We start from the raw sequence: 25,095 nt of genomic DNA, 5'->3' as shown, positions 1-25,095 counted from the left end.
GAAAATCGAAGAACTACAACGAGTTATAGCTGTCTTTGAACGTCGCAAGTGACATCGTGATTGGCTGGCTGCCTTGCACTGTGCCACCGTTGCGCGCAAAGCCTGCGCTTAAAGCGCTCTGTTTCTGACTCCCAGCGCCTCGTTTTCGCGAGGGCACTGGCCAGTATTCTTTCCGGAGAGCGGATGATCCGACCCTCGGCGTTGCTTGTGTTGTGCCTGACATTACTGCTGCCCATGGCGGCGGTCGCGCGTCTGGACGGGCCGTTGGAAGTGACCAAGCCCGGCAAGGTGCGCGACCTGGCGCAGATCCGCGCCAGCCGCACCTTGCGTGTTTTGGTCAACCAGAGTCGCAACAGTTCCGGCGAAGTACAGGGCCAGGCCATCGGTGTCGAGTACCATCGCCTGCGGGCCTTCGAGCAATACCTCAATGGCCACGCCCGTGATGGCCAGGAAATCAACCTCAAGATCATTCCCAAGGCCAAGGACCAGTTGCTCGGCGCGCTGGCACGTGGCGAAGGCGACCTCGTGGCACCTGGCGAGTTGCTCGATGTAACCGCCGCTCACAAGATCACCACCAGCGATCCGATTGCCAGCGGCATACCCTTGTGGCTGGTTGGCGTAAAAGGCGAAAAACGCTTTACCAAGCTGGAGCAGTTGTCTGGGCGCACGCTGGCGCTGACCACCGGCAGTGCGGCGGCGGACGCCATCAACCAGGTCAACCAGAAGTTGGCGTTGCACAAGCAGCCGCCGATCAAAGTGGAATGGGTCGACCCGACCCTGGCCGTGGAAGATGTGCTGGAGATGGTCCAGGCGGGCATCTTTCATCTGACCATTGTCGAAAAGCCGATTGCCGAGCGCTGGTCGAAGGTCCTGCCCAAACTGCGTTTCGACAAGCAGGTGGTGATCAGTGAGCCGGGCGACGAGTACTGGTTTGTGAGCCAGGACGCTTCGATGCTGCGAGCCAGTATTGATCGATTTCTCAAGACTTACCGAACGCCGTCCGACCAGGATGTGGCCTTTCAACGTATCTACCGTCGCCTCTACCAAGTCCGTAATCCACTGGCCCGTGTCGACCGCCAACGCCTGGAAAAACTGCGCCCGGTGTTGCAAAAGCACGCCCGGGAGCAGGGTATGGACTGGTTGAACCTTGCGGCACTGGCTTTCAAGGAGTCCGCTTTCGACCCCGGTGCACGCAACAGCGGTGGCCCCACCGACCTGATGCAGATCACACCCTCGGCGGCGCAACGGGTGGGCGTCAACAATATTGAAAACCTCGACAGCAATGTGCAGGCGGGCGCACGTTACCTGGCGTTGATCCGGCGCAAATTTTTTGCCAGCCCCAAGCTTAACGAGCGCGAACGCATGGCGTTTGTGCTGGCGGCCTACAACATGGGGCCGGAGCGGGTGCAGGGCATGCGTACCGAGGCCAAGCGCCGGGGGCTTAATCCGAACCAGTGGTTCTTCCAGGTCGAACGCATCGCCATGGAGCAGGTGGGGATGGGCGGGGTCAGCTATGTTAATAGCGTCAACAAGTATTATTTGGCGTTTGACCGGGAGCGGGAGTCTCTGGAGCCCCCGGTGGCGAAAGTGGCATCACGCAAGTGATCAGGTTTATCGATATTAATTAAGCATTTTTTCGGCTTTTATCATTGCTTAAACTGATTAATATAGCGGCCAACCAACCCCTACTCCGAAAAGGATTCTCAGCATGAGCCCAATGATCAAAAGTCTTCTGTCCACCCGTGCCGGCTACGGCCTGACTATTTTGCGCATTGTTGTCGGCATCATCTTCGCCGCGCACGGGTCGCAAAAACTCTTTGGCTGGTTCGGCGGCTACGGTCTGGCGGGCACTGCCCAGTGGATGGAAAGCATTGGCCTGGCACCGGGTACCCTGATGGCGCTGCTGTCGGGTGGCACCGAGTTCTTTGCCGGCCTGGCGTTGATCATTGGCTTGCTGGTACGCCCGGCGGCGTTGGGCCTGACCATCCTGTCGCTGGTGGCGATCTTCTCGGTGCATATCCATAACGGTCTGTTCATGGCCAATAACGGTTACGAGTTCGCACTGGCCTTGTTGGGCGGCTCGCTGGCAGTGTTGCTGGAAGGTGCCGGCAAACTGTCTGCCGACCGGGCCATCGCCAACTGATTGCCTGCTGACACATCGAAAAGGCCCGCCATGCGGGCCTTTTCGTTGCCTGGGATTCTTGACACCGGCCCATCGGCTTCTCTAGGATGCCGTTCATGCGCCGATTTAAACAGCTAATTGCGGGGCGCCACTGGGACTCGATGCAGCCCGACAGAAGCTTGTTCTCGCCTGACGAGAGCACTTCGAAATACCGCTAAAGCGCTGGTTCGGTGTTGCCTCTCACCTGCCCGCAGACTTTTGAGGCAGAGACACGACACGATGAATGCACTACGCCCCCTGATACGCCTGGCCCCGATCACAGCGGACCTCACTCAACGCAATCCAAAGATTCTCCTGGGTGGCAAGCACCAGCCGACGCTATTGCGTTATCTGGACGGCTGGCCACGTCGCACCGGGCGCCCTTCAGCGTTCCTGATTCAGTTCGTTGAGGATGGCGATTCTCTTGCGCGCTTTGCCAGTGATAGCTTTGACCTTGCGGTTATCCAGGCGCCATGTGCCGATGAAGCGGATGAAGTGATCCGTCAGTTGACCCGAATCGCCCGCCAGGGGTTGATTGCCCGTCGTTGATAGCGCGTTAGTATAAGACCGCTTCATGCCGCAGCCGGCGACGCTGGCGCAGGAAGATAAACCAGGCGAGCAGGCACCATGTCAGTGGCATCGCCAAGCTCAACACCCCCTTTATCGTCTGCTCCATGCGATGCACGGGGGCATACGTCTTTACCTTCAAAGCATGTAATTCGATAGGCAAACGCAGGCGCTCTTTATTGAGCGCCTGTAAGGTTGAGTTCGTATCCACAGCCTGGGGCCCGGGAGCCAGCGCTTGTGGGCTCAGCCGTTGCCATTCCCGTTCTGTTCGCTGTAGACGCTGCTCCAACTCAATCGCCTGTTGATGATAGGCGCGTGCGGCATCATCACGCAGTCGCCCCAGCTTACTTGTCGACCCCTGCGCCGCTGCGCGTGGGCGGATATTGGCGAGCGTATCGGGGGCCGCCAAGTTATCCAGTGTATTGAGTACAAACAGCGCATTGCTGTCGGATGCCCAGTTGCTGACTTGATCCGTGAGCAGGTCTGTGTCGGTGACTACCACCACATGGATGTTCGCCGCTTGCTGCAAACCGGGCGGCTGTCCCGCCATGCCGTCGAGAAAGGCTGAGTAAGCCGGCCCTTCAATACGGGCCGCGATCACGTGGCGTTGCGCTGCAGTGGAGGCTTCTTCGAATACCGAACTGAACGTGGTTGCTGAAGCGAAACGCTCGGTTTCCAGCAGTGCGGAGTGCCTTGAGCTTTGTAGGAGAGGGGTGAAGGTTGTGCGCGCTTTTTTGCGCTGAAAAAGGGCGCCGCTGCTCGATACCGTCACGGTATTCACTTTCCGGGTGCTGATATCGTGTGTATTCATTGCTTGTCGGGGCAGATTCAACCTGGCCGGATGCTGCACGGTGGGCTTGCCGGCACCCTGTGTCTGCGACATTGCATAGTGGTTATCGATGAGCAATTTGTCCGCTGGCAATTGTATGCCCCATGCGGCGAGCAGTTCATCCAGCTTGGGATTGACCACCGATGGGGTTGAGTCCTGTTCGTTTATCGGGTCGATAAACATCATGAGCCTGCCGCCCTTCAGTACAAACTGCTCAATGGCATACAACGTCCGTTCGGACAGCGCTTGCGGATACACAACCATCAGCGTTTGGACATTCTCCGGCACGCGATCGGTGGTCGTTCCCAAGTTGACCACCTTGAAGTGCTGCTGTAGTTCCCCCAATAGCCGGCCCGATGTTTCGTCGAGGGTCAGCCCTGGCAGCAGCCCTACGGTAGGAGGTTGCGGGTGCTGCAACCGGGAGATCAACTGGCTGATCTCATATTCAAGCAACGGCTCCCTATCCAGACTGAATGACTCTATCCGTTGTGCTCCGCGATTCGCACGCGTGCCAATCAGCCCCATGAAACCCGTCTCGCCGTTGAGGCCGAACAACCCGGCTTTGTAGGCGTCTTCTGAAAAAGGCTCGGGGTCGATAACGTGCAGGTTGATCATGCCTTTCGCTGCCTTTTCGTATTCCCGAAGCCGATCTTCAATGCGCTTGCCGTAGCGTTTCAAGGCATCGCTGCGTGTTGGGGTGTTGTGTGCGTTGAAGTAATACAAGTCCAGAGGGCTATTCAGGGATACCAATAACGAGTGGACCGAAGGGGATAGGGTATGGATTTTTTTTCAGAAAAGTCCCACCGGATATCAGGGATTTTTGCTACCCAAACCAGATTAAAAGCGAGGAACAGCAGCAATATGACAGTAAGTGTCATGCCCGTACGCAAAGTGGATCGCATGGTGATCTGTCCTCCTCAGCGGTGTTTATGGTTGAGAATGACAGTTGTCGCAGTGAGAAAGGCGACAATAATGCTGATGAAGTAAGCCGCGTCATGAAGTGTCAGCTTGCCGTTGTCGATAGTGCTGAAGCGTGATAGTGGGTTGAGAACAGTTAAACTGTCGATCAACCACACAGGTGCCTGATGTTCAAGATTATCGATGGCCGTAGACAAACCACTGGCGATCAACAGCAAACATAACGTGAGTATGAAAATAATTATATGCTGGCGTGTAAAGGAACATATAAAACAGCCTACCGCCAAATAACTGCCCGCTAACAGCCAGCTCGCTATAAATTGAGACGCGATAAGCCCGTTATCTGCGGTGCCGAGATAGTTAGCCACGATGACGAGAGGGAACGTTGAGATCAAGGCCGCCGATGCCACGGCCCAGGCGGCCAGGAATTTGCCAATAGCCAGTTCTGACGCAGTGATGGGAAGTATTTTGACCACGTCGAGAAAACCGGCATTGGATTCCTCTGCCCAGAGTTGCGTCGTCAGGGTAGGCATCAGCACCAAATAGAGCCAGGGATGCAGTTGGAAGAAAATCTGCAGATCAAGCGTGTCTTGCTCCAGCCAGCGGTGTGCATAAAGCCCCAGCGTGACGGACATGAGCAAAAACAGAGCAATGCTCAAGTAGGTCGCAGGCGTTGAGGCATAACTGGTGAGTTGATGCTTGAAAATAACGGGCAACAGTCTCACAGGCGCCTCTCCTGGCTCGGATATGGAACCACCTCGTTCACGCGACCGGGCTCCAGATCCAATGTGTTGATTTTCCAGCCACGGTTGGCAATGAGTGTGTGAATGTGGGTGTAGATGGTGTGCCCGGGCATGACCAGAACGGTGACGGTGCCCGGTGCATGTTGATGTTCTTCAATACCCGCGACTCCAGGCAGCACAGCGAGGGCCAGCAAGTCCAAGGGGGTATCGGCGGTGAGGGTGACCGCCTGGAAATGACGGGAATCACGTTGCAGTTTCTGCAAGGGGGCGTCCGTCACCAGGCGGCCGTCGGCGATAACCAGCGCACGCGTGCAGAACTGCGACAGTTCATCAGGGTTACGCGAAGCGATGACCAGCGTCATGTCCTGCTTCAACGACTGGATCAGCCCGGTGAATGCATGTTTCTGATCAGGCGCGAGGCCTTCCGTTGGTTCGTCCATCAGCAACACAAGGGGCGTGTGCAAAATGGCCTGGGCGATCCCGACTTTGCGCTTCAACCCGATGGACAAGGCGTCGAGGGGGGCATTGAGCGCCGTCAGCAATTCCAGGCGCGTGGCGGCTTGTTCCACGCGTGCACGCTGTTCGGCGCCTTTAAATCCATACGTCGCTGCGATGTAGTAAAGGAATTCTTTTACGGTCAGAGTGGCATGGCTAACGTGTCGGTAAAGTTGATAACCAACCAGTCTTTTGACTTCGCGCGTTTGAGTACGTGTATCCAAGCCTTGAATATTTATATTTCCACTGGAGGGAAATATTGAAGCCGACATTAAATTCAAAAGTGTCGTTTTGGCAATGGGGTCATCCCCAAATAATCCCAAGCATTCGCGGGGCTTTGCGTTGAATGAAATATCGCTAAGTCTATTCTTTTTGTTCAGGTATTTTGTCAGGTTGCTTATTTCGATCACGGGTTTTACCGAATAAGTGTGTATGACGCAGGTGCTGAGATTTGAAAAAGAGTACGGTTAATGGTCTCGTTTGGGAATGTCCATTGGTATTAATAAGAAAAATCCTACGTGCGTGTCGGGCGCGTCACTGAAACAATTGGTGTGTATTTTTAAATGTCTCAGTGAGGCCTGATTATCATGATGCTTCTACGTACGTTAGTTCTTGAACGCAATGGCCAAGATGCTCCTGTCAACGGCGCGTTGCTGTGTGGTTTTGCTGTCGGTCAGATTGCCTCTAACTTTATTGCCTACAGCCTGGATGAGGAGGTTGAGCCTGGTAGTTCACGGGTGTATATCGCGACCTTGCGCAAAAAAGCCGAACGGTATTTTTTGGGCGGTGTTGAGTCCAAGGAAGACCTGCAAATAGCCATGCATGTGTTCAAGCAGATCCTGATACTGGCGGCCGCACTGGAGACCAAGGCTGGTGGTACCAATGAAACCCAGGTGCCGTACCATTTTGTTGATCTGAAGGGCAGTAAGTTGCCGCCTGCCAGGCCAGAGGATCATCACTCGCTGATCATCAAGAAAGCGCTGGTGATGAAAGTGATCACCTTGGGCATATCCGCGCCCACTTTGCCGGCCATTGAAAGCGCTACGTTGATCGTGCCGTCCATTCGCTTCTCATCGCAAATGGTCTCGCCGCCCAGAGCGCCAAGCCGACCTGAACCTGCCCCGCAGGCACTGCCCGAGCGAAGGCTTGAAGAGCCAGTACCGGCCCTCGTCGAGACGCCATCCGTGGTGCCATTGCAAATAGCGTCCATTTCCACGGCTGAGCCCGACTTGTCAATGCAGCCAGGGCTGGCGGCGCCACTGGACCAGAGCGCTTTGTTCCAGGTGGACAGCACGCTCACCAACCTTGCTCGTGTTGCGCAGGAGTTGACCCAGCAGAAACTCGCTGCGGTCGAGCAGGAGACAGTATTGGCTCAATGGAAGGCTCGGCTGCAGCGCGAGCAGGATCAAGTGGACGACACCGCGCGAGCCCAAGAGCAGCGCAACCTTGAACTGCAGGAGCAGGCGTCGGCAGTCAACCGGAAGGCCGAAGCATTGAATGTGATGACGTCGCAGTTATTAAGCTTGCGCCAGAGTCTGCAAGGCGTGCTGCATGAACTGGATCAGGCTTTGGATCGTTAGAACTGCCCTGGCTACTTTTCTCGGTTCATTTATTATCAATGCCAGCCAGTCGACGCCGGAGCGTGAGCCCTGGCGTATCGGCACCGATGGACATTGCCTGGGGATGCAAGCGTTTGAGTACCAAGCTGATTACCAAAGAAGGTCATGAAGCGCTGAAGAAGGAACTGGATTACCTGTGGCGAGAGAAGCGCCCGGATACCACGCGAAAGGTAACGTGGGCTGCGTCTCTGGGGGATCGCAGCGAGAACGCCGACTACCAGTACAACAAGAAACTGCTGCGTGAGATCGACCGCCGTGTGCGCTACTTGCGCAAACGCCTGGAAGACATGCGCGTGGTGGAGTACGTGCCCGAGCAGGAAGGGAAGGTGTTTTTCGGTGCCTGGGTGGAAATCGAAAACGAGCAGGGCGAGACCAAGCGTTTTCGTATCGTCGGTTATGACGAAATTTATGATCGCATGGACTACATCTCCATCGATTCGCCGATGGCGCGCGCGCTGTTACGCAAAGAGGTTGACGATGAGGCCATCGTGCAGACCCCAGGTGGCGAAGTCTGTTGGTGGATTACGGCCATTGAGTACGTGAAGTAAACAGCATTGGCCCGCGCCCCTTGGCGGCGCGGGCAATCAACTTTTCAGCCTTCGCGCAATACCGTCAGTGGGCTGGCATTCAGCGCGCGACGTGTGCCGAATACCCCGGCGGCGCCGATCAGTACGGCGCCGATCACCGGCAGCAGCAACAGCCACGGGTGCGGGTGCCAGGCCAGGTCGAAGGCGTAGCGGTAGAGCACCCAGGTCACCAGCTCGGTGCCCAATGCCGCCAGCAAACCACTTACCGCGCCCAGCAAGCCGAACTCGATGCGTCGGGCCTTCACCAGTAGCGCGCGTTCCGCGCCCAGCGCTCGCAGCAGCGCGCCCTGGCGGATGCGTTCATCCAGTGTGGCCTGCAAGCCTGAGAACAACACCGCCATCCCGGCTGCCAGTACGAACAACAGCACATATTCCACCGCCAAGGTTACTTGGGCGAGGATGCTGCGCAATTGCTCCAGCAGGGCTTCGACCTGCAGGATGGTCACTGCGGGGAAGGCCCGCGACAGGTCGACGATCTGCTGGTCATGACCCGGCGCCAGGTAAAAACTGGTCAGGTAGGTGGCGGGCAGATTCTTCAAGGTGCCCGGCTGAAAAATCATAAAGAAGTTGGGCTGGAAGTTATCCCAGTTGATGGTGCGAAGGCTGGTCACCCGAGCTTCGCGGTTTTCCCCCGCCACCGTGAACACCAAGTGGTCGTTGAGCTTGAGCTTGAGGCTTTGCGCGACCTTGGCCTCCACCGAGACGCCGGGAATGTCATCGGTGGGTTGCTGCGACCACCACGAGCCCGCGGTCAGGGCGTTGCCGGGCGGTAGGTCGGCGGCCCAGGTCAGGCTCAGGTCGCGTTGTACCGCGCGGTCACCGCTGGAGTCCTTGCTGACAATCTCTTGCACCGGTTCGCCATTGATGCTGATCAGTCGCCCTGGTACTACGGGGTACAACGGCGCGGATTGCGCCTGGACTTCAAGCAGGCGGGCGCCAAAGGCGTCCTTGTCGGCCGGCAGGATATTCAGGGCGAAATAGTTGGGTGCGTCCTTGGGCAACTGGTTTTGCCAGGTGTCGAGTAATTCGCCACGCAGCAGGGCGATCAGGCCCATGGATAGCAGGATCAAGCCAAACGCCAGGGACTGGCCTGCCGCCGCGAGGGGGTGGCGCAGCAACTGGCCCAGGCCCAGGCGCCAGGGCAGGGATGCTCGAGCCAACAGGCGCCGCAGGCTTTGCAACAACAGCAGGAGCAAGCCGCCCAGCACCAATGCAGCCACCACGCCACCGCCCAGCAGGGCGAAGGTCAACACCAAGTCGAGACTCAGGCGCCACATGATCAGGCCCAGGGCAAACAGCGCGGCGCCGTAGACCATCCACGTGCTGGACGGAATAGGCAGCAAGTCGCGTCGCAATACCCGCAGCGGTGGCACGCGACCCAGCGCGGCCAGCGGCGGCAGCGCGAAACCAGCGAGCGCGACCAGCCCGGTGCCGACCCCGGCAACGGCCGGTAACAGGCCGCCAGGTGGGACATCGGCTGGCAACAAGTCGTGCAGGAAGTAGAACAGGCCAAATTGCGCAAGCCAGCCGAGCAGGGCGCCGGCCAGGCTCGCCAACAGGCCCAGCACAGTCAGTTGCAGGCTGAACAGCATCATGGCTTCACGTCGCGACAAACCCAGGCAGCGCAACAGTGCGCTGGCGTCGAAGCGTCGGGTGGCGAAGCGGTTGGCGGACAAGGCCACAGCCACACCGGCCAACAGCACCGCCACCAGGCTGGCCATGTTCAGGTAGCGTTCGGCCTTGCCGAGGGCGCCGCCGATCTGCTGGTTGCCGTCCCGTGAATCCTGCAGGCGCTGATTGGCCGCAAGGCCGGGTTTGATCAGGTCACGATAGGTTTGCAGTGCGGTGCTGTCTTGCGGCCCGCGCCATAACTCGCGATAACTGACGCGGCTGCCGGGTTGGACCACGCCCGTGGCGTCAAGGTCCGCCAGGTTGATCATTACCCGAGGCGTGAGGCTATAGAAATTGCCGGCGCGATCGGGTTCATAGGTCAGCACACGGGCCAGGCGCAGGGTTTTCATGCCCACATCGATACTGTCGCCCACCTTGAGTTCGAGCGCTGTCAGCAACCGAGCCTCCACCCAGGCTTCGCCGGGTTTCGGGCCGCCCCCCGCCGTTTCATCCGCGAAGGGGGCCGCGGCGCTCTTGAGCTCGCCACGCAGCGGATACTGCTCGTTGACGGCCTTGATGCTGGACAGCTGGATGCCGTTGTCGGTGGCAATGACGCTGGAAAACTCCACCACGCGAGCATGGTTCAGGCCCAGTTCGGTGCCGGATTTGATTTGTTCGTAGCGGGCCGGCGAGCTGCCTTCAAGCACCAGGTCGGCGCCCAGGAACTCGGTGGCGCGTAACAGCATGGCGCTATTGAGGCGCGCGCCGAAGTAACCGATGGCGGTACTGGCGGCTACCGCTACCAGCAGGGCGAAAAACAACACACGCAATTCGCCCGCGCGAGCGTCGCGCAGTAATTGGCGCATGGCAAGGCTGAACAGGCGCAACAGCGGCAAACGTGCCATCAAGGCTCCAGGGGTGCGACCATCAGGCCGGCTTCAAGGCGGATGAGACGTCGGCAGCGGTGGGCCAGGCGCTCGTCATGGGTGACCAGCACCAGGGTCGTGCCGCTCTCTTTATTGAGTTCGAACAACAAGTCGCTGATGCGCTCTCCTGTGTGGCTGTCGAGGTTGCCGGTGGGTTCATCGGCAAACAGCACGTCCGGTTCGGCGGCAAACGCACGGGCAATCGCTACCCGCTGTTGTTCGCCACCAGACAATTGGCGCGGCGAATGGGTCAGGCGCTGGCCCAGGCCTACGCGTTCCAGCAGATGTTTGGCGCGCTCGCGGGCGTCTTTGCGGCCGTCCAGTTCCAGCGGCAGCATGACGTTTTCCAATGCATTGAGGCTGTCGAGCAACTGGAACGACTGGAACACAAAGCCTACGTGTTCGGCGCGGATGCGCGCCCGTTGGTCTTCGTCGAGTGTGCTGAGGGCTTGCCCGGCCAGGATGACCTCGCCGCTGCTTGGCAGGTCGAGGCCGGCCAGCAGGCCGAGGAGGGTGGATTTGCCTGAGCCGGAGCTGCCGACAATAGCCAGGCTATCGCCTGTGTTCAGTTCCAGGCTCAGTTCGTGCAGGATAGTCAGTTCACCTTCCGCGCTGGGAACCACTTTGCTAAGGTCCCGCGCGATGAGAATGCTTGCGCCCATGGAGAATCCGATGCGAATGTGGTTTTTGAGTGCTGGCCTGGCCTTGATGTGCATGGCCCAGAACGCAGCGGCGGGTACAGTCCTGATCGTTGGCGATAGTATCAGTGCCGGTTTCGGCCTGGATACCAGCAAAGGTTGGGTTGCCTTGCTGGAGCAACGGCTCAAGAAGGAGGGTTTCGACGATAAAGTGGTCAACGCCTCCATCAGCGGTGATACCAGCGCCGGAGGCCTGGCACGGCTGCCCGCGGCGCTTGCAGAGCATAAGCCGGACGTGGTGGTTATCGAGTTGGGTGGCAACGATGGCCTGCGCGGACAGCCGCCGGCGCAATTGCAACAAAATCTTGCTTCGATGATCCAGAAGTCCCAGGACAGCGGCGCGAAGGTGTTGCTGCTGGGCATGCAGATTCCGCCCAATTACGGTAAACGTTATGTCGATTCTTTCGCCAAGGTATTCAGTGACGTGGCGGAGCAGAAAAAGGTGCCGTTGGTGCCGTTTTTCCTTGAAGGCATTGGTGGCCATCCGGAGCTGATGCAGGCTGATGGGCTGCACCCGGCGGTCGCCGCGCAAGGCAAGTTGCTGGAAAATGTCTGGCCGACGCTAAAACCCCTGCTGTGACGCTTTTCTACCGGCAGGCTTTCGGCTAAGGTGGCGCCCCCCCGATCTGGAGCCCCTGATGTCGCGTCCTGCCTGGTCCTTGTTTAACTACCAACTGATCGAGCCTGACGAGCAGCTGGATCTGTTCGCCTGCCAGGAAGTGCGGGTGCATTTGGTGACGCGACAGTTGGAATTGGGCGGCTCCATTGATCGCACGCTGTGCGGCACGTTATTGCCGGCGCAACCACGCTGGTCGGTGGTCGACCGTTCGATCTTTCAGGACCAGCGCCTGTGCCCCTTGTGCCGCGCGATCCTGGAGTCCCAAAAGCGTGGCACGCCGCCAATCTGGCCGGAGCTGCGTTTCGAACTCTAGTAGCTTCTACACGCTTGCAGCTACAAGCTCGCTTCACGTATACAATCGATTTTTACCTACCCGTCGTTCTGCGAAGGATTTTCCGGATGTTGTCGCGCCTTTCCGTCGTTACCTGCTGCCTGTCTCTTGCTGCACTTTGTGCGGCCGGTTCTGCATCCGCTTTGCAGTTGCCTTTGCCGCCGCCGGGTGAAGACATCGTCGGGCAAGTGCAGGTGATCAAGGCCAAGTACGAAGACACCTTTGCCGACCTGGGCACCACTTACGACTTGGGGTATTCGGAGATGGTTGCCGCCAACCCGGGAGTCGATGCCTGGTTGCCGGGGGCGGGCACCGAGGTCGTGTTGCCGACACGCTTCATCCTGCCACCGGGGCCGCGTGAGGGCATCGTGATCAACCTGGCGGAGTATCGGCTCTATTATTTCCCCAAGGGCCAGAACGTGGTCTACACCTTCCCGCTGGGGATTGGTCGTGAGGGCTGGGGGTCGCCGATTGCCCATACCAGCATCATCGCCAAGACGCCGAACCCGACCTGGACGCCGCCCGCCTCGATCAAGGCAGAACACGCCGCCAACGGCGACCCGCTGCCCAATGTGGTACCGGCCGGCCCGGACAACCCCTTGGGGCCGTTCAAGTTCACCCTGGGCACGCCGGGTTACCTGATTCACGGTTCCAACATGAAGTTCGGCATCGGCACGCGTACCAGCCATGGTTGCTTCCGCATGTTCAACAACAACGTGCTGGAGATGGCCGGCATGGTGCCGGTGGGCACTTCGGTGCGCATCATCAACGATGCGTACAAGTTCGGCAGCAGCGGCGGCAAGGTCTATCTGGAGGCGCATACGCCGTTGAACGACGATGGCACGCCGTCGGTGGTCGACAAGCACACGGCGGTGATCAACGCTTTGCTCAAGCGTGAAGACCTGGCCAATAACCTGCGGGTCAATTGGGACCAAGTGCGTGATGTGGTGGCGGCGGAAGATGGTTTGCCCACCGAAATCGGGGTGCCGGGTGCAGCGCCTATAGCCTCGAGCACGCCGATCGATCTGCAGCAATAAACCCGAGCGAACAACCATGTTTGAGGGGGCTTGCTCCCGATAGCGGTCGGTCAGTACCTGATGTGCTGGCGGCTACACTGCTATCGGGAGCAAGCCCTTCATGCATTCAGGCAATAAAAAAGCCGACCCATAAATGGATCGGCTTGATAACAACCCCGAGGGATTATTACTTGCGGCTAGCTTTTTCAAGCATGCGCAGAGCGCGCTCGTTAGCTTCGTCAGCAGTCTGTTGTGCTTTTTGAGCAGCAGCCAGAGCTTCATCAGCTTTACGATAGGCTTCGTCTGCACGGGCCTGGGAGCGAGCTGCTGCGTCTTCAGTTGCAGTCAGACGAGCTTCGGTTTCTTTGGAGACGCTGCTGCAACCGGTAGCCAGAACTGCGGCCAGAGCCAGAGCAGAGAATTTCAGAACGTTGTTCATCGTGTTCCCCTTCAAGGACTTTCTATTAAATGGCTACTTTCTCAGAGTGAGCTAATAGCCGGCGTACATACTACCCATTACTTGTAGTAAGTAAACTGACGTAGCGCAAGAAGCAAAAAAAATTCTCGCGGCGAATCTATTTTGGCTAACCTTTTGGGGATTTGTATAAAAAGTGTCCAATTTTTTTCATTGGAGGCAAACGCTACCCAGGCTGAAAGGGCCGGCCCGCATGTGTTGAGCCGCGTGAATAGATGAAATTTTATATATCTGCGCCGACACTTTCGTTCAGTTGGGTGTTGCCGGGTCGCGTATCTTTCACGCATGTAGAGGTGACTTTAAGAGCGCCTGTTCGTCTCAAGGTTCAACTGCCGGCAATGTTCAGGCTTTCGATCACAGATGGGTCGGGGGCTCTTTCTATATCCACCAGCGGCAGGGGATGACGAGTGCGCCTTGAGCAATCGCAGGATTGGTGCCTACTATTCCCTACGTGCTGGTTGTGAGCGCTAAAGGTTTTCTCGTTGTCGAAACCGGCACGGGGTGGCGTAGATGTTCCTTCGCCGGAAAAACATCGGTAAGGTAGGGGTCAGAAACCAAGACCCGCGAGGAGTAGTGATGAGCGAGGCGTTGTCCATCCACCATGACCAGGCTGGTCATCAGTTCGAGACCAATGTGGACGGTCATCGTGCCTATCTGACCTATATGGACCTCGGGAAGCAGACCCTGGATATCTATCGGACCTTCGTGCCCAACGCACTGCGGGGCCGTGGCATCGCGGCGGCATTGACCGAAGAGGCCTTGAAGTTTGCCGAAGAGGCAGGCTACACGGTGATTCCATCCTGTTCCTATGTCGAACGCTACATGGAGCGCCATCAGCGCCATGCCGCGAAGCTGTAAGGAATAAACTGCGCACACAAAAACGCCGGGCTTAGCCCGGCGTTTTTGTGTGCGCAATTCAGGTGCGTTTGCGTTTGGGCAATACGTCCTTGAGCTTGGCGTGCATGCTGCGCAGGGTGTTTTCGGTGGCGGCCCAATCGATGCAGGCATCGGTAATCGACACGCCGTACTGCAAGTCGGCCAAGTCCTTTGGAATGGCCTGGCAACCCCAGTTCAGGTGGCTCTCGACCATCAGGCCGATGATTGACTGGTTGCCTTCCAGGATCTGGTTGGCGACGTTTTCCATCACCAGTGGTTGCAGGGCCGGGTCCTTGTTGGAGTTGGCGTGACTGCAATCGACCATAATGTTTGGCTTGATCTTGGCCTTGTTCAGCGCCTGTTCGCACAGGGCAACGCTGACGGAGTCATAATTTGGCTTGCCGTTGCCGCCGCGCAGCACCACGTGACCATAGGCATTGCCCTTGGTGGTGACGATGGAGACGCCACCTTCCTGGTTGATACCCAGGAAACGGTGAGGGCTGGAGACCGATTGCAGCGCGTTGATCGCCACGGTCAGGCCGCCGTCGGTGCCGTTCTTGAAGCCGACGGCCGAGGACAGGCCGGACGCCATTTCGCGGTGGGTCTGGGATTCGGTGGTGCGCGCGCCGATGGCCGACCAACTGATCAGGTCCTGCAGGTATTGCGGAGAAATCGGGTCCAGCGCTTCGGTGGCGGTGGGGAGCCCCATCTCGGCCAGGTCCAGCAGCAATTTGCGACCGATGTGCAAACCGTCCTGGATCTTGAACGAGTCGTCCAGGTACGGGTCGTTGATCAAGCCTTTCCAACCGACAGTGGTACGCGGCTTCTCGAAATAGACGCGCATCACCAGGTACAGGGTGTCGGACACTTCCGCCGCCAGCACCTTGAGGCGCTCGGCGTATTCGTGGGCGGCCTTGAGGTCGTGGATCGAGCAAGGGCCGATGACGACGAAGAGGCGGTGGTCGGTGCCGTCAAGAATCTCACGGATGACTTCGCGGCCTTTGGTGACGGTCTGCAGGGCAGCCTCGCTCAAAGGAATTTCGCGCTTGAGCTGATCAGGTGTGATCAGGGTCTCGTTGGATTCGACGTTTAGGTCATTGATCGGTAAATCAGCCATCGTGTTACTCGTCAGGGTCACGGGTGCCGGCCGCCAGCCATCCCCGTGCGGCGGAGCACAGCATGATTTGGATGCAGGGGGGAGGAACCTTAGCGCGTAACACGGGGCCGCGACAATGGGCAAAGCCCGCTTTAATCCAGTGCCGGCCGCACAAATGCCTCATGGGAGAACTCGCCGGCATGGCGCGACACCCACTCGCGGGCCAAGGCTTCGACTTGCGCGGGGGTTGGCTCGGCATCTTCGTGCTGGCGGCAGTAGCGTTCCATCCGGCATGCTTGCTCACCCATTCGCGCACCGAACAACGCATGTTCATCGGTAAATGAAATACCGACGCGGTAGCCGCTTTCGACCTTGCGGCACCACGCCACGTAGCCCGGATAACGCGCAGTGGCGCCCAGGGACGGGATATGCAGATCCACCGCTGTGCCCTGGCGCCAGGCACGTGGGCAATTGCAGGCGATGCCGCCCAGGCCGATAGTGTGCAGGCGTTGGCGGGGAAGGGCGGGGGAAGGACGTTGGATCAACAGTGCGGCGACATCATCAGGGTGAGGTAAAAAACGACCCATGTACACGGACTCCGAGCACCGTCCAGTTGACGGCGGCAGCAGCAGTATAGTGAAGGAACAGGAATTGACCGACCTGGATATTGACCAGCAATTGCTGGGATTGCCAGGCATTTCGCTGGTGGTGTTCACCAGTGTGGGCTGTTCCAGTTGCCGTTGGGCGCGCCAGCAATTACCCGGCTGGCAACTGCCGGTAGACCGCGTGTGCTGGGTGGATGCCGGGCACAACGGCGGCGCGGTCGAGCGTTACCAAATCTTTCATTTGCCCGCGTTGTTCGTGGTGTGCGAGGGTCAATTCCTCGGACAGCTACAGGCCCGCCTTACGTCTGCCGACCTTACCGACGCGATCAATCAAGCGCTTACCCGCACACCAGAGGACTTGCCATGACCACTCAATCCCCGCGCATCGGCATCATCGGTACCGGCGCCATCGGTGGTTTCTACGGTGTGATGCTGGCGCGCGCCGGGTTCGATGTGCACTTCCTGTTGCGCAGCGAGTACGCCCAAGTCAACGAGCACGGCTTGCGCCTGAACAGCACGCTGCACGGCGAATTGCACCTGCACCCGGTGCAGGCCTACGCCCAGGCCGCCGACATGCCGCCGTGCGACTGGTTGCTGGTGGGCACCAAATCCACGGGCAATGTCGACCTGGCGCCGACCATTGCTCAGGTCGCGGCTCCCGACGCCAAAGTGATCTTGCTGCAGAACGGCCTGGATGTGGAAGACAGCCTGCGTGAGCACCTGCCGGCGTCGCTGCATCTGCTCGGTGGCCTGTGCTACATCGGTGTGCACCGCTCGGGCCCGGGTGTGGTCGAGCACCAGGCGCTGGGGCGCGTCAATCTGGGCTACCACAGCGGCACGGCGGCCAACGATGAGGCCCGCCAGAAGGCCATTGTCGAAGCCGGCGCTGCGTTGTTTCATACAGCCGGCATCGAATCCCAGGCCATGGCCAATGTGCATCAGGCGCGCTGGCACAAACTGGTGTGGAACGTGCCTTATAACGGTCTCTCGGTATTGTTGGGCAGCGGCACCACCGCGATGATGGCGGACGAGTCCAGCCGCGCGTTGATCCAGGCGCTGATGACCGAAGTGGTGCAGGGCGCCCATGCCTGCGGCCATGATATTCCCCAGAGTTACGCCGAGCAGATGTTCACCATGACCGAGAGCATGGAGGATTACCTGCCGAGCATGTACCACGATCACGTGCACAAACGCCCGTTGGAGCTGGCGGCAATCTATGCTCGACCTCTGGCGGCCGCGAAGGCCGCCGGTTGCGAGTTGCCGCGCATACAGGCGCTGTACCAGGCCTTGAGTTTTATTGATCGGCACAACCGCTGAGTCGGGGGGAAGCGTCATGGCAACGGGATTGGGCGACAAACTGGTGCTGGCGATTTCGTCGCGGGCACTGTTCGACCTGAGCGACAGCCACAAGGTCTACCTGGCCCAAGGGGTGGAGGCGTACCGCAAATACCAGATCGAGCACGATGAGGAAATCCTCGAACCCGGCGATGCCTTCCCGCTGGTCAAGAAACTGCTGAGCCTCAACGCCAGCCTGGGGCGCGCCCGGGTCGAGGTGGTGTTGGTGTCGCGTAACAGCGCAGACACCGGCCTGCGTGTGTTCAACTCGATCCAGCATTACGGCCTGGATATTTCCCGCGCCGCTTTCGTAGGCGGGCGTAGTCCTTATCCTTATTTGGCGGCATTTGGTTGCCACCTGTTTCTTTCGACCCATGCTGAAGATGTGCGCAGTGCCCTGGACGCCGGCTTCGCCGCCGCGACCATTTTGTCCGGCGGCGCGCGTCGTGCTTGCAGTGAAGAGTTGCGCATCGCCTTTGACGGTGACGCGGTGTTGTTTTCCGATGAGTCCGAGCGTGTCTACCAGGCCGGCGGCTTGGCGGCGTTCCAGGTCAGCGAGCGCGAATCGGCCCGACAGCCCTTGCATGGCGGCCCCTTCAAGGGGTTCCTGGCGGCGCTCAACTTGTTGCAGCGCGAGTTTCCAGACGATGCCTGCCCGATCCGCACGGCGCTGGTTACCGCCCGCTCGGCGCCGTCTCACGAGCGCGTGATTCGCACACTGCGTGAGTGGGATATCCGTTTGGACGAGTCGTTGTTTCTCGGTGGGCTGGAGAAATCCGCGTTTCTGGAAGCGTTTGCCGCCGATGTGTTTTTCGACGACCAGGCCGGTCACTGCGAAAAAGCCAGGGAAGTGGTGGCCACCGGGCATGTGCCCCATGGCATCAGTAACGAAGTGAGGATTCAGGCCGAGCCCTGAGGGCGCTGCTAAGCTCATTCAATCTCCTCCAGCCTGGCAGTCCAGGAGGTTTTATGATTCGTTCGATGCTGTATGCCACGGACCTCGGTCTGTATGCCCCGTATGTGATGCAGCATGCACTGGCGCTGGCGCGAACGTTCAAGGCGGACCTGTATGTGATCCACGTGGTCGAGCCAATCGGGCTGTTCGCTGAGTCGGTGTTGCAAAGTTACCTGGATGAAAAGGCCTTGATTGAGTGGCAGAGCCAGGGGATGACCACAGTATTGGCGACTATCGAGCAACGGGTGCTCGACAGTTTTCGCGAGGAATTGGGAGAGGGCGGGCAGGACCTGCAGTTGATCCGCTCGGTACGGGTGATCCAGGGGGACCCATGCGAGGTGATTCTCGACCAACTGCGCAAACTTTCCGTCGACTTGTTGATCGTAGGAAGTCACAGCGATGCAACGCCAGCCGCCACGCCCCTTGGGCGCACCGCTGCACGTGTGTTGCAGCTGTCTACGGTGCCGGTTTACCTGGTGCCGTCGTTACAACGTCGACGCAGTGATGACGTGTGAAGGGTGAAGACGATAAAAAAGTTCTAGATTTATCTGTCTGACCTTTAATATAGTTATATACCGTCGCTGATACCCGTGGCGTCTATCTGCTTTGAGGGACACATATGAAGCTCCAACAACTGCGCTACATCTGGGAAGTGGCGCACCACGACCTCAACGTTTCCGCTACCGCTCAAAGCCTTTACACCTCGCAACCCGGTATCAGCAAGCAGATCCGCCTGCTCGAAGATGAGTTGGGCGTCGAAGTGTTCGCGCGCAGCGGCAAGCACCTGACCCGTGTCACCCCGGCCGGTGAGCGCATCATCACCACCGCCGGCGAGATCCTGCGTAAAGTCGAAAGCATCAAGCAGATCGCCCAGGAGTTCTCCAACGAGAAAAAGGGCACCCTGTCGATCGCCACCACGCACACTCAGGCACGGTATGCATTGCCGCCGGTGATCCGCGATTTCATCAAGCAATACCCCGACGTGGCCCTGCACATGCACCAGGGTTCGCCGATGCAGATTGCCGAGATGGCCGCTGATGGCACCGTGGATTTCGCCATCGCCACCGAAGCCCTCGAGCTGTTTGGCGACCTGGTCATGATGCCGTGCTACCGCTGGAACCGCTGCGTGGTCGTCCCTCAGGGCCACCCATTGGCCAAGCTGCCGAAGCTGACCCTGGAAGCCCTGGCTGAATACCCGATCGTCACCTACGTTTTTGGTTTTACCGGGCGTTCCAAGCTCGACGAAGCCTTCAGCCATCGCGGCCTTACGCCTAAAGTGGTGTTCACCGCCGCCGACGCCGATGTGATCAAGACTTACGTGCGCCTGGGCCTGGGCGTGGGGATCGTCGCCAAGATGGCGGTCGACACCAACCTCGACAAAGACCTGGTGGTGCTCGATGCCAGCGAGCTGTTCGAGTCCAGCGTGACCAAGATCGGCTTCCGTCGTGGCACCTTCCTGCGTGGCTTCATGTGCGATTTCATCGAAAAATTCGCGCCGCACCTGACCCGTGAAGTCATGGCCAAGGCGATTCAGTGCCATAACAAACAGGAACTGGAAGAGCTGTTTGACGGCGTAGAACTGCCTGTCCACTAACGGCGTCAGCGGGCCTCGGTGACAGTGAAGTGTTGCTGGGCGCCCGCCACCAGAATCTCCACCTCATCATCGATGCGCTTGCCCAGCAGGTTTTTGCCCAAGGGGGAGCGCGCCGTGATGACGGTTACCGGTTGCCCGACCACATCCACCTTCAACCCCGCTGCATCGGGTGCCAGGAACAGCCATTGCTGGCGCCCGTTCTCATCCTCCAGACCCACTAACGCACCGAGTTCGATCCCGCGCTGATCATCGTATGCGCGCAACTGAAGGTTCTGGCACAGCGCCAGCGACTGCCGGATCTCTTCGACCCGCTTGGCCTGTCCGGCCGCCAGATAAGAAGCCTCCAACCCCAGGGTGTCGTATTTGTTTTCCGCGATGTTTTCTTCGTGGGTCGCGGTTTCGTAGGCGGTTTGGGCCGCACGTTGGGCGGTCTCCAGGTCGACGTTGAGTTTTTCCAGGATCAGTTGGAGAACGGCGTGTTTATTCATGGGGTAATGGGTCATCAATCGCAGAATTGCAGGACATTCGCCCGGCTTTTTTCATTCGGGGCGTTCTGGTCCTGTTGCAGCCAGAACTGGCATTTGGGGTTGGACAGGTTGCGCGCATTGTTACGTACCTGGTCCAGGGTTTGCTGCTGTTCCTGCTTTTGCAGGTTCTGTTGGTACTGCTCAAACATGCGGTTGGGCGGCTCCGGCGCAGCAGCGGCCGGTTTGCCCAACTGCTGAACCGCTTGGGCGACGGGGGCCAGGCTGTGTGGGAACAGGTAGCGCGATGCCAGCCAGGCGGTCAGCACAATAGCGATAAACCCCAGCCACAGGCCAAAAGCCACGGCAGCACTGAGCTTGAACAGCGACAACGGACGTTCGGACATGATGGCCTCCTGGCAGGCATTGACGGCGTGGCCGCGATTGTCGCACAGCCACTGTGCAGAATAATCGCGATCAAGCCTTCTGCATCGGCGCTTTTATGCGGACAATCGAGCCTTTGAGTGTTGGAGCCCGGAATGAAAGCCCGCTGGGATATTTTTTGCAGCGTTGTCGATAACTACGGCGACATCGGCGTGACCTGGCGCCTGGCCCGGCAATTGGTGGCGGAGCACGGCTGTGCCGTGTGCTTGTGGGTCGATGACCTGCGCGCCTTTGAGCGCATGTGCCCCGACATTGACGTGCAGTCGGCCCAACAATGGCAAGACGGCGTCGAAGTACGCCACTGGCCGGCCGAATGGTCGGCAACGCCGGCGGCCGACGTGGTGATTGCCGCGTTCGCCTGCCAGTTACCGCCTGACTATATGGAAGCCATGGCCGAGCGTGAGCGCACGCCGTTGTGGATGAATCTGGATTACCTGAGCGCCGAGGACTGGGTGGTGGGCTGTCATCGCCTGCCGTCGGTGAAGTTCAAGGGGGTGCAGAAGTACTTCTTTTTCCCTGGCTTCCGCGCCGGTACCGGTGGTCTGTTGCGTGAGGCGGGGTTGCTTGAGCAACGTCAGGCATTTCAGGCGGATGCCACAGCACAGCGACAATTCTTGCAGGGGTTGGGTGTATTTCCGGCAGCCGGTGCGCGGTTGTTTTCCCTGTTTGCCTACGAAAACGCCGGCCTGGCCGGTTGGCTGGACGTCTTGTCGACGGACGGGCATGCCACTCATCTATTGGTGCCGGAGGGGCGCATCCTCGGCGACGTACAACGTTGGCTCGGTGTAGAGCGGCTGGCGGCGGGGGATGTGCATCAACGCGACGGCCTGACCGTGCAGGTGCTGCCGTTCGTGCGCCAGGAGCAATATGACCGCTTGCTGTGGTGCTGCGACTTCAATGCCGTGCGCGGTGAAGACTCGTTCGTGCGCGCCCAGTGGGCCGGGCGGCCGTTGCTGTGGCATATCTATCGCCAGGACGAAGACATCCATCTCGACAAGCTCGATGCTTTTCTTGCGTTGTACACCGCGGCGTTATCGCCGGCCGCCAAGGCTGCACTGGTTGCGCTCTGGCAAGCCTGGAACACCGAAGGCGATATGGTGCAGCCGTGGAAAATGCTGCTGGAGCACTGGCCGCAAGTGAGTCGGCACGCCCAAACGTGGCCTCTGGAACAGGCCTTGCAGGCCGATCTTGCAACGGCGCTGGTACAGTTTTATGAAAGTTGGATATGATACGCCACCTTGAATTTTGTAAATCCCATCCAAATTTCGGATATATGCAATGAAAACTGGTAAAGAACTGAAACCCGGTACAGTGATCCGTCTTGAAAACGACCCTTGGCTGGTTCAGAAAGCTGAGTTCACCAAGTCTGGTCGTAACAGCGCAATCATGAAGACCAAGCTGAAGAACCTGCTGACCGGTTACAAAACCGAGATCGTCTACAGCGCCGATGACAAACTGGACGACGTGATCCTCGACCGTAAAGAAGCGACCCTGTCGTTCATCAGCGGCGACACCTACACGTTCATGGACACCACCGACTACACCATGTACGAGCTGAACGCTGAAGACATCGAAGCCGTTCTGCCGTTCGTGGAAGAAGGCATGACCGACGTCTGCGAAGCCATCTTCTTCGAAGAGCGCTTGGTTTCCGTAGAACTGCCGACCACTATCGTTCGTACCGTTGACTACACCGAAGGTTCCGCTCGCGGCGACACTTCTGGCAAGGTGATGAAACCAGCCAAACTGAAAAACGGTACCGAACTGCAAGTTGCAGACTTTATCGAAATCGGTGATGACATCGAGATCGACACCCGCGAAGGCGGTTCGTACAAAGGTCGCGCCAAGAAGTAATTCTGGCCCTGCCGTACGAAGCAAAAAACCCGACCATGAGTCGGGTTTTTTATGAGCGCAGGTTTTACTTCAGGTGTTGCTTGAGCTCATCCGAGGCTTGCAGCATTGCCGAACGCACCGCCGGCACCTGGCTGACCACGTTGAGCAAACCGTAGTCGTGGATCATGCCGTTGTAGCGCACCGCGGTCACCGGCACACCGGCCGCATCCAGCTGGCGGGCATAGGCTTCACCTTCATCACGCAGCACGTCGGCACCGGCGGTCTGCACCAGCGCGGGCGGCAGGCCCTTGAGTTGTTCAGTGGTGGCCCGCAGCGGCGAGGCGTAGATCTCGGCGCGTTGCTTGGCATCGGTGGTGTAGTTGTCCCAGAACCACTTCATCATGTTCCTGGTGAGGAAGTGCCCTTCGGCGTATTGGTTGTAGGACCCCGTGTCGAAGTTGGCGTCGGTCACCGGCCATAGCAGCAGTTGGAACTTGATGGCCGGCGTGCCCTTGTCCTTGGCCATCAGGCTGACCACGGCTGCCATGTTGCCGCCGACGCTGTTGCCCGCTACCGCGAGGCGCTTGCCGTCTACGTTGATCTCTTTGCCATGCTCGGCCACCCATTTGGTTGCGCCGTAGGCCTGGTTGATCGCCACCGGGTAGTGCGCTTCAGGGGACGGTGTGTAATTGACAAACACCGCCACCGCCCCCGAACCCGCCACCAGATCTCGCACCAGACGCTCATGGGTCGGGTAATCCCCAAGCACCCAGCCGCCGCCGTGGAAGAACATGAACACTGGCAATGTGCCCTTGACCCCGGCCGGACGCACGATCGTCAGCTCCAGTGGCTTGCCATCGACCTGGATGGTCTTCTGGCTCACATCGGCCTTGGGCAGCGTCAGCTTTACGCCGGCCTGGGCGCCGGTCAGCACCGCGCGGGCGTCCTTGGGCGTCAGCTGCTCGATCGGCTTGCCCGTGCCGGCGTTCAACACATCCAGAAAAGCCTGGGTGTTGTGCTCGACATCGCCGCCGGCGGCGAAGGCGTTGCTGATGGACAGGGCGAGCAGGGTACCGGTGAGCGCTTTACCAATAGTGTTCATGTTCTTCTCCTGAGGGCGGTAGAGGTGATCAGACGGTCACGTGCAGGCGGACATCGACGTTGCCACGGGTGGCGTTGGAGTACGGGCACACCTGGTGAGCGGCGTCGACCAGGCTTTGCGCATCATCCTGGGCCAGGCCCGGCAGGCTGATGTGCAGGTCGATATCCAGGCCGAAACCGCCGGGGATCTGGCCGATGCCCACGTGGGCGGTGATCGAGGCGTCATCCGGGATTTTGCGTTTGGTCTGGCTGGCCACGAATTTCAGTGCGCCGATGAAGCAGGCCGAGTAACCGGCGGCGAACAGTTGTTCCGGGTTGGTGGCCTGGCCGCCGGCGCCGCCCAGTTCTTTCGGAGTGGAAAGCTTGACGTCGAGGATGTTATCGCTGGAAACAGCACGACCATCACGGCCGCCGGTGGCGGTGGCTACTGCGGTATAGAGCGTTTGCATGAGGTTTTCCTCTTGTGGTGTTTTGCGCTAAACATTTGCGCGCTAAGTAGTTGGTGAGGCGAATGTATAGCGCTAATGTTTAGTGCGCAAGATAAATCTACAAATATTTTTTCTGTGCCCCTGAAACCAGTGTGGGAGGGGGCTTGCTCCCGATAGCAGTGCGTCAGTCAATCCCTATGTCACTGACCCAGCGCTATCGGGAGCAAGCCCCCTCCCACATTTTTTGGCGTGCTTTATCGCCTGTCAGAGCGCGTTTTGCAGGTTGTTGCGCAGGGCAATCAATTCACCTTGCAGCTTGCGCAGTTGGTCCAACTCCAGCCCGCTGGCGCCGAGGATGCAGTGGGGAATGCCCATGGCCTTGTCCTGCAAGGCGCGCCCGGCGTCGGTCAATTCCACGACCACCACGCGTTCGTCTTCACGGCTGCGGGTGCGGCTGAGCAGGCCTTCGACCTCCAGGCGTTTAAGCAAAGGTGTCAGGGAGCCGGGATCGGTCAGCAGGCGGCTGCTGATTTCGCCGACGGTCAAACCGTCCTCTTCCCACAGCACCATCATGGCCAGGTACTGTGGGTAGGTCAGGCCGAGAGCCTGCAGCAGGGGCTTGTAGACCTTGGTCATCAACAGCGACGTGGAATGCAGGGCGAAACACAGCTGATTGTTCAGCATCAGGGATTCGCATGGGTCAGGGTTCTTGCTCATGGCGGGGCCTTTAAAAAACGTGTCTGGCCTGGAATCTAGCGGGCAAATGTTTAAT

The 25,095-nt window shown here is 58.9% G+C and carries 28 protein-coding genes and 1 pseudogene; 16 read left to right on the top strand and 13 right to left on the bottom strand.

What is annotated here, in order from left to right:
• Positions 1–183: 183 nt before the first annotated feature.
• The 3 genes from AB4O23_RS24275 to AB4O23_RS24265 all read left to right on the top strand — a co-directional run bounded on the left by AB4O23_RS24275 (position 184) and on the right by AB4O23_RS24265 (position 2,710).
• Positions 184–1,605, top strand: a complete 1,422-nt coding sequence (locus AB4O23_RS24275) for an MltF family protein (protein WP_460069039.1) — start codon at positions 184–186, stop codon at positions 1,603–1,605.
• A gap of 103 nt (positions 1,606–1,708) precedes the next feature.
• The gene (locus AB4O23_RS24270) at positions 1,709–2,143 is read left to right on the top strand and encodes a DoxX family protein (protein WP_017529401.1); all 435 of its coding nucleotides are present in this window, start codon (positions 1,709–1,711) and stop codon (positions 2,141–2,143) included.
• Positions 2,144–2,401: 258 nt separating this feature from the next.
• Complete coding sequence (locus tag AB4O23_RS24265; protein ID WP_017529400.1) at positions 2,402–2,710, top strand: hypothetical protein; 309 nt, start codon at positions 2,402–2,404, stop codon at positions 2,708–2,710.
• Between the two features lie 7 nt (positions 2,711–2,717).
• On the opposite strand, the pseudogene AB4O23_RS24260 reads toward AB4O23_RS24265, so the two are convergent.
• The 3 genes and pseudogenes from AB4O23_RS24260 to AB4O23_RS24250 all read right to left on the bottom strand — a co-directional run bounded on the left by AB4O23_RS24260 (position 2,718) and on the right by AB4O23_RS24250 (position 6,123).
• A pseudogene (locus AB4O23_RS24260) lies at positions 2,718–4,459 on the bottom strand (Gldg family protein).
• A 15-nt stretch (positions 4,460–4,474) separates the two neighbouring features.
• Positions 4,475–5,200, bottom strand: a complete 726-nt coding sequence (locus AB4O23_RS24255) for an ABC transporter permease (protein WP_017529398.1) — start codon at positions 5,198–5,200, stop codon at positions 4,475–4,477.
• Entirely contained in the window at positions 5,197–6,123 is a 927-nt protein-coding gene (locus tag AB4O23_RS24250; protein WP_460069042.1) for an ABC transporter ATP-binding protein, read from the bottom strand. The genes AB4O23_RS24255 and AB4O23_RS24250 overlap by 4 nt, the downstream gene beginning before the upstream one ends.
• 177 nt (positions 6,124–6,300) lie before the next feature.
• Here AB4O23_RS24250 and AB4O23_RS24245 point away from each other — a divergent pair, with 177 nt between their 5' ends.
• Together AB4O23_RS24245 and greB are read left to right on the top strand one after the other, a co-directional pair.
• Positions 6,301–7,293: a hypothetical protein gene (locus tag AB4O23_RS24245; RefSeq protein ID WP_065876600.1), complete on the top strand. Its 993-nt coding sequence runs from the start codon at positions 6,301–6,303 to the stop codon at positions 7,291–7,293.
• Between the two features lie 113 nt (positions 7,294–7,406).
• Positions 7,407–7,880 carry a transcription elongation factor GreB gene (gene greB, locus AB4O23_RS24240; RefSeq protein WP_026067388.1) on the top strand — a complete coding sequence of 158 codons (474 nt, stop codon included), beginning with the start codon at positions 7,407–7,409 and terminating at the stop codon, positions 7,878–7,880.
• A gap of 44 nt (positions 7,881–7,924) precedes the next feature.
• Here greB and AB4O23_RS24235 read toward each other — a convergent pair whose 3' ends face one another.
• Complete coding sequence (locus tag AB4O23_RS24235) at positions 7,925–10,435, bottom strand: ABC transporter permease (RefSeq protein WP_460089594.1); 2,511 nt, start codon at positions 10,433–10,435, stop codon at positions 7,925–7,927.
• The gene (locus AB4O23_RS24230; RefSeq protein WP_017529393.1) at positions 10,435–11,118 is read right to left on the bottom strand and encodes an ABC transporter ATP-binding protein; all 684 of its coding nucleotides are present in this window, start codon (positions 11,116–11,118) and stop codon (positions 10,435–10,437) included. The genes AB4O23_RS24235 and AB4O23_RS24230 overlap by 1 nt, the downstream gene beginning before the upstream one ends.
• A gap of 10 nt (positions 11,119–11,128) precedes the next feature.
• On the opposite strand from AB4O23_RS24230, the gene AB4O23_RS24225 reads away from it, so the two are divergent.
• The 3 genes from AB4O23_RS24225 to AB4O23_RS24215 all read left to right on the top strand — a co-directional run bounded on the left by AB4O23_RS24225 (position 11,129) and on the right by AB4O23_RS24215 (position 13,141).
• A complete protein-coding gene (locus tag AB4O23_RS24225) occupies positions 11,129–11,734 on the top strand; it encodes an arylesterase (protein ID WP_017529392.1) in 606 nt (201 codons plus the stop codon).
• 58 nt (positions 11,735–11,792) lie between these two features.
• Positions 11,793–12,086 (top strand): hypothetical protein, encoded by a 294-nt coding sequence (locus AB4O23_RS24220; RefSeq protein WP_017529391.1) that lies wholly within the window; start codon positions 11,793–11,795, stop codon positions 12,084–12,086.
• A gap of 86 nt (positions 12,087–12,172) precedes the next feature.
• The gene (locus AB4O23_RS24215; RefSeq protein WP_017529390.1) at positions 12,173–13,141 is read left to right on the top strand and encodes a L,D-transpeptidase family protein; all 969 of its coding nucleotides are present in this window, start codon (positions 12,173–12,175) and stop codon (positions 13,139–13,141) included.
• 166 nt (positions 13,142–13,307) lie between these two features.
• Here the strand turns inward: AB4O23_RS24215 and oprI are convergent, their stop codons facing one another.
• Entirely contained in the window at positions 13,308–13,559 is a 252-nt protein-coding gene (gene oprI, locus AB4O23_RS24210) for an outer membrane lipoprotei OprI (RefSeq protein WP_003172710.1), read from the bottom strand.
• A 612-nt stretch (positions 13,560–14,171) separates the two neighbouring features.
• Between oprI and AB4O23_RS24205 the strand changes: the two genes are divergently transcribed.
• On the top strand, positions 14,172–14,453 hold the full coding sequence (locus tag AB4O23_RS24205; protein ID WP_003189869.1) for a GNAT family N-acetyltransferase: 282 nt from the start codon (positions 14,172–14,174) through the stop codon (positions 14,451–14,453).
• Between the two features lie 58 nt (positions 14,454–14,511).
• Here the strand turns inward: AB4O23_RS24205 and AB4O23_RS24200 are convergent, their stop codons facing one another.
• Together AB4O23_RS24200 and AB4O23_RS24195 are read right to left on the bottom strand one after the other, a co-directional pair.
• Positions 14,512–15,588 (bottom strand): 3-deoxy-7-phosphoheptulonate synthase, encoded by a 1,077-nt coding sequence (locus AB4O23_RS24200; RefSeq protein ID WP_065876597.1) that lies wholly within the window; start codon positions 15,586–15,588, stop codon positions 14,512–14,514.
• A 131-nt stretch (positions 15,589–15,719) separates the two neighbouring features.
• Positions 15,720–16,154 (bottom strand): PilZ domain-containing protein, encoded by a 435-nt coding sequence (locus AB4O23_RS24195; RefSeq protein ID WP_065876596.1) that lies wholly within the window; start codon positions 16,152–16,154, stop codon positions 15,720–15,722.
• Between AB4O23_RS24195 and AB4O23_RS24190 the strand changes: the two genes are divergently transcribed.
• From AB4O23_RS24190 to cysB, 5 genes are all read left to right on the top strand, one after another.
• Positions 16,153–16,539: a YbbN family protein gene (locus tag AB4O23_RS24190; RefSeq protein ID WP_017529387.1), complete on the top strand. Its 387-nt coding sequence runs from the start codon at positions 16,153–16,155 to the stop codon at positions 16,537–16,539. The two genes, AB4O23_RS24195 and AB4O23_RS24190, sit on opposite strands and share 2 nt — an antisense overlap.
• On the top strand, positions 16,536–17,489 hold the full coding sequence (locus AB4O23_RS24185; protein ID WP_065876595.1) for a putative 2-dehydropantoate 2-reductase: 954 nt from the start codon (positions 16,536–16,538) through the stop codon (positions 17,487–17,489). Before AB4O23_RS24190 ends, AB4O23_RS24185 begins: the two co-directional genes overlap by 4 nt.
• A 16-nt stretch (positions 17,490–17,505) precedes the next feature.
• Positions 17,506–18,423: a 5'-nucleotidase gene (locus tag AB4O23_RS24180; RefSeq protein ID WP_460138599.1), complete on the top strand. Its 918-nt coding sequence runs from the start codon at positions 17,506–17,508 to the stop codon at positions 18,421–18,423.
• Positions 18,424–18,476: 53 nt separating this feature from the next.
• Entirely contained in the window at positions 18,477–18,977 is a 501-nt protein-coding gene (locus tag AB4O23_RS24175; protein WP_017529384.1) for a universal stress protein, read from the top strand.
• 104 nt (positions 18,978–19,081) lie between these two features.
• Positions 19,082–20,056: an HTH-type transcriptional regulator CysB gene (cysB, locus tag AB4O23_RS24170; RefSeq protein ID WP_003189876.1), complete on the top strand. Its 975-nt coding sequence runs from the start codon at positions 19,082–19,084 to the stop codon at positions 20,054–20,056.
• Positions 20,057–20,061: 5 nt separating this feature from the next.
• On the opposite strand, the gene AB4O23_RS24165 is transcribed toward cysB, so the two are convergent.
• Together AB4O23_RS24165 and AB4O23_RS24160 are read right to left on the bottom strand one after the other, a co-directional pair.
• The gene (locus AB4O23_RS24165; protein WP_065876592.1) at positions 20,062–20,544 is read right to left on the bottom strand and encodes a GreA/GreB family elongation factor; all 483 of its coding nucleotides are present in this window, start codon (positions 20,542–20,544) and stop codon (positions 20,062–20,064) included.
• Between the two features lie 14 nt (positions 20,545–20,558).
• Positions 20,559–20,927 carry a hypothetical protein gene (locus tag AB4O23_RS24160; protein ID WP_017529382.1) on the bottom strand — a complete coding sequence of 123 codons (369 nt, stop codon included), beginning with the start codon at positions 20,925–20,927 and terminating at the stop codon, positions 20,559–20,561.
• A 132-nt stretch (positions 20,928–21,059) separates the two neighbouring features.
• On the opposite strand from AB4O23_RS24160, the gene earP reads away from it, so the two are divergent.
• Together earP and AB4O23_RS24150 are read left to right on the top strand one after the other, a co-directional pair.
• Positions 21,060–22,193 (top strand): elongation factor P maturation arginine rhamnosyltransferase EarP, encoded by a 1,134-nt coding sequence (earP, locus tag AB4O23_RS24155; protein ID WP_017529381.1) that lies wholly within the window; start codon positions 21,060–21,062, stop codon positions 22,191–22,193.
• A 49-nt stretch (positions 22,194–22,242) separates the two neighbouring features.
• Entirely contained in the window at positions 22,243–22,815 is a 573-nt protein-coding gene (locus tag AB4O23_RS24150) for an elongation factor P (RefSeq protein ID WP_065876590.1), read from the top strand.
• Positions 22,816–22,879: 64 nt separating this feature from the next.
• Here AB4O23_RS24150 and AB4O23_RS24145 read toward each other — a convergent pair whose 3' ends face one another.
• From AB4O23_RS24145 to AB4O23_RS24135, 3 genes are all read right to left on the bottom strand, one after another.
• Positions 22,880–23,896: an alpha/beta hydrolase gene (locus AB4O23_RS24145; RefSeq protein WP_460060919.1), complete on the bottom strand. Its 1,017-nt coding sequence runs from the start codon at positions 23,894–23,896 to the stop codon at positions 22,880–22,882.
• 28 nt (positions 23,897–23,924) lie between these two features.
• Complete coding sequence (locus AB4O23_RS24140) at positions 23,925–24,344, bottom strand: organic hydroperoxide resistance protein (protein WP_010176159.1); 420 nt, start codon at positions 24,342–24,344, stop codon at positions 23,925–23,927.
• A gap of 243 nt (positions 24,345–24,587) precedes the next feature.
• Entirely contained in the window at positions 24,588–25,040 is a 453-nt protein-coding gene (locus AB4O23_RS24135) for a MarR family winged helix-turn-helix transcriptional regulator (RefSeq protein WP_017529378.1), read from the bottom strand.
• Between the last annotated feature and the right edge of the window lie 55 nt (positions 25,041–25,095).

Source organism: Pseudomonas sp. H2_A10 (genome assembly GCF_054680085.1).
The sequence above is the reverse complement of the archived record's forward strand: the minus strand, read 5'-3'. Positions and strand labels throughout refer to the sequence as shown.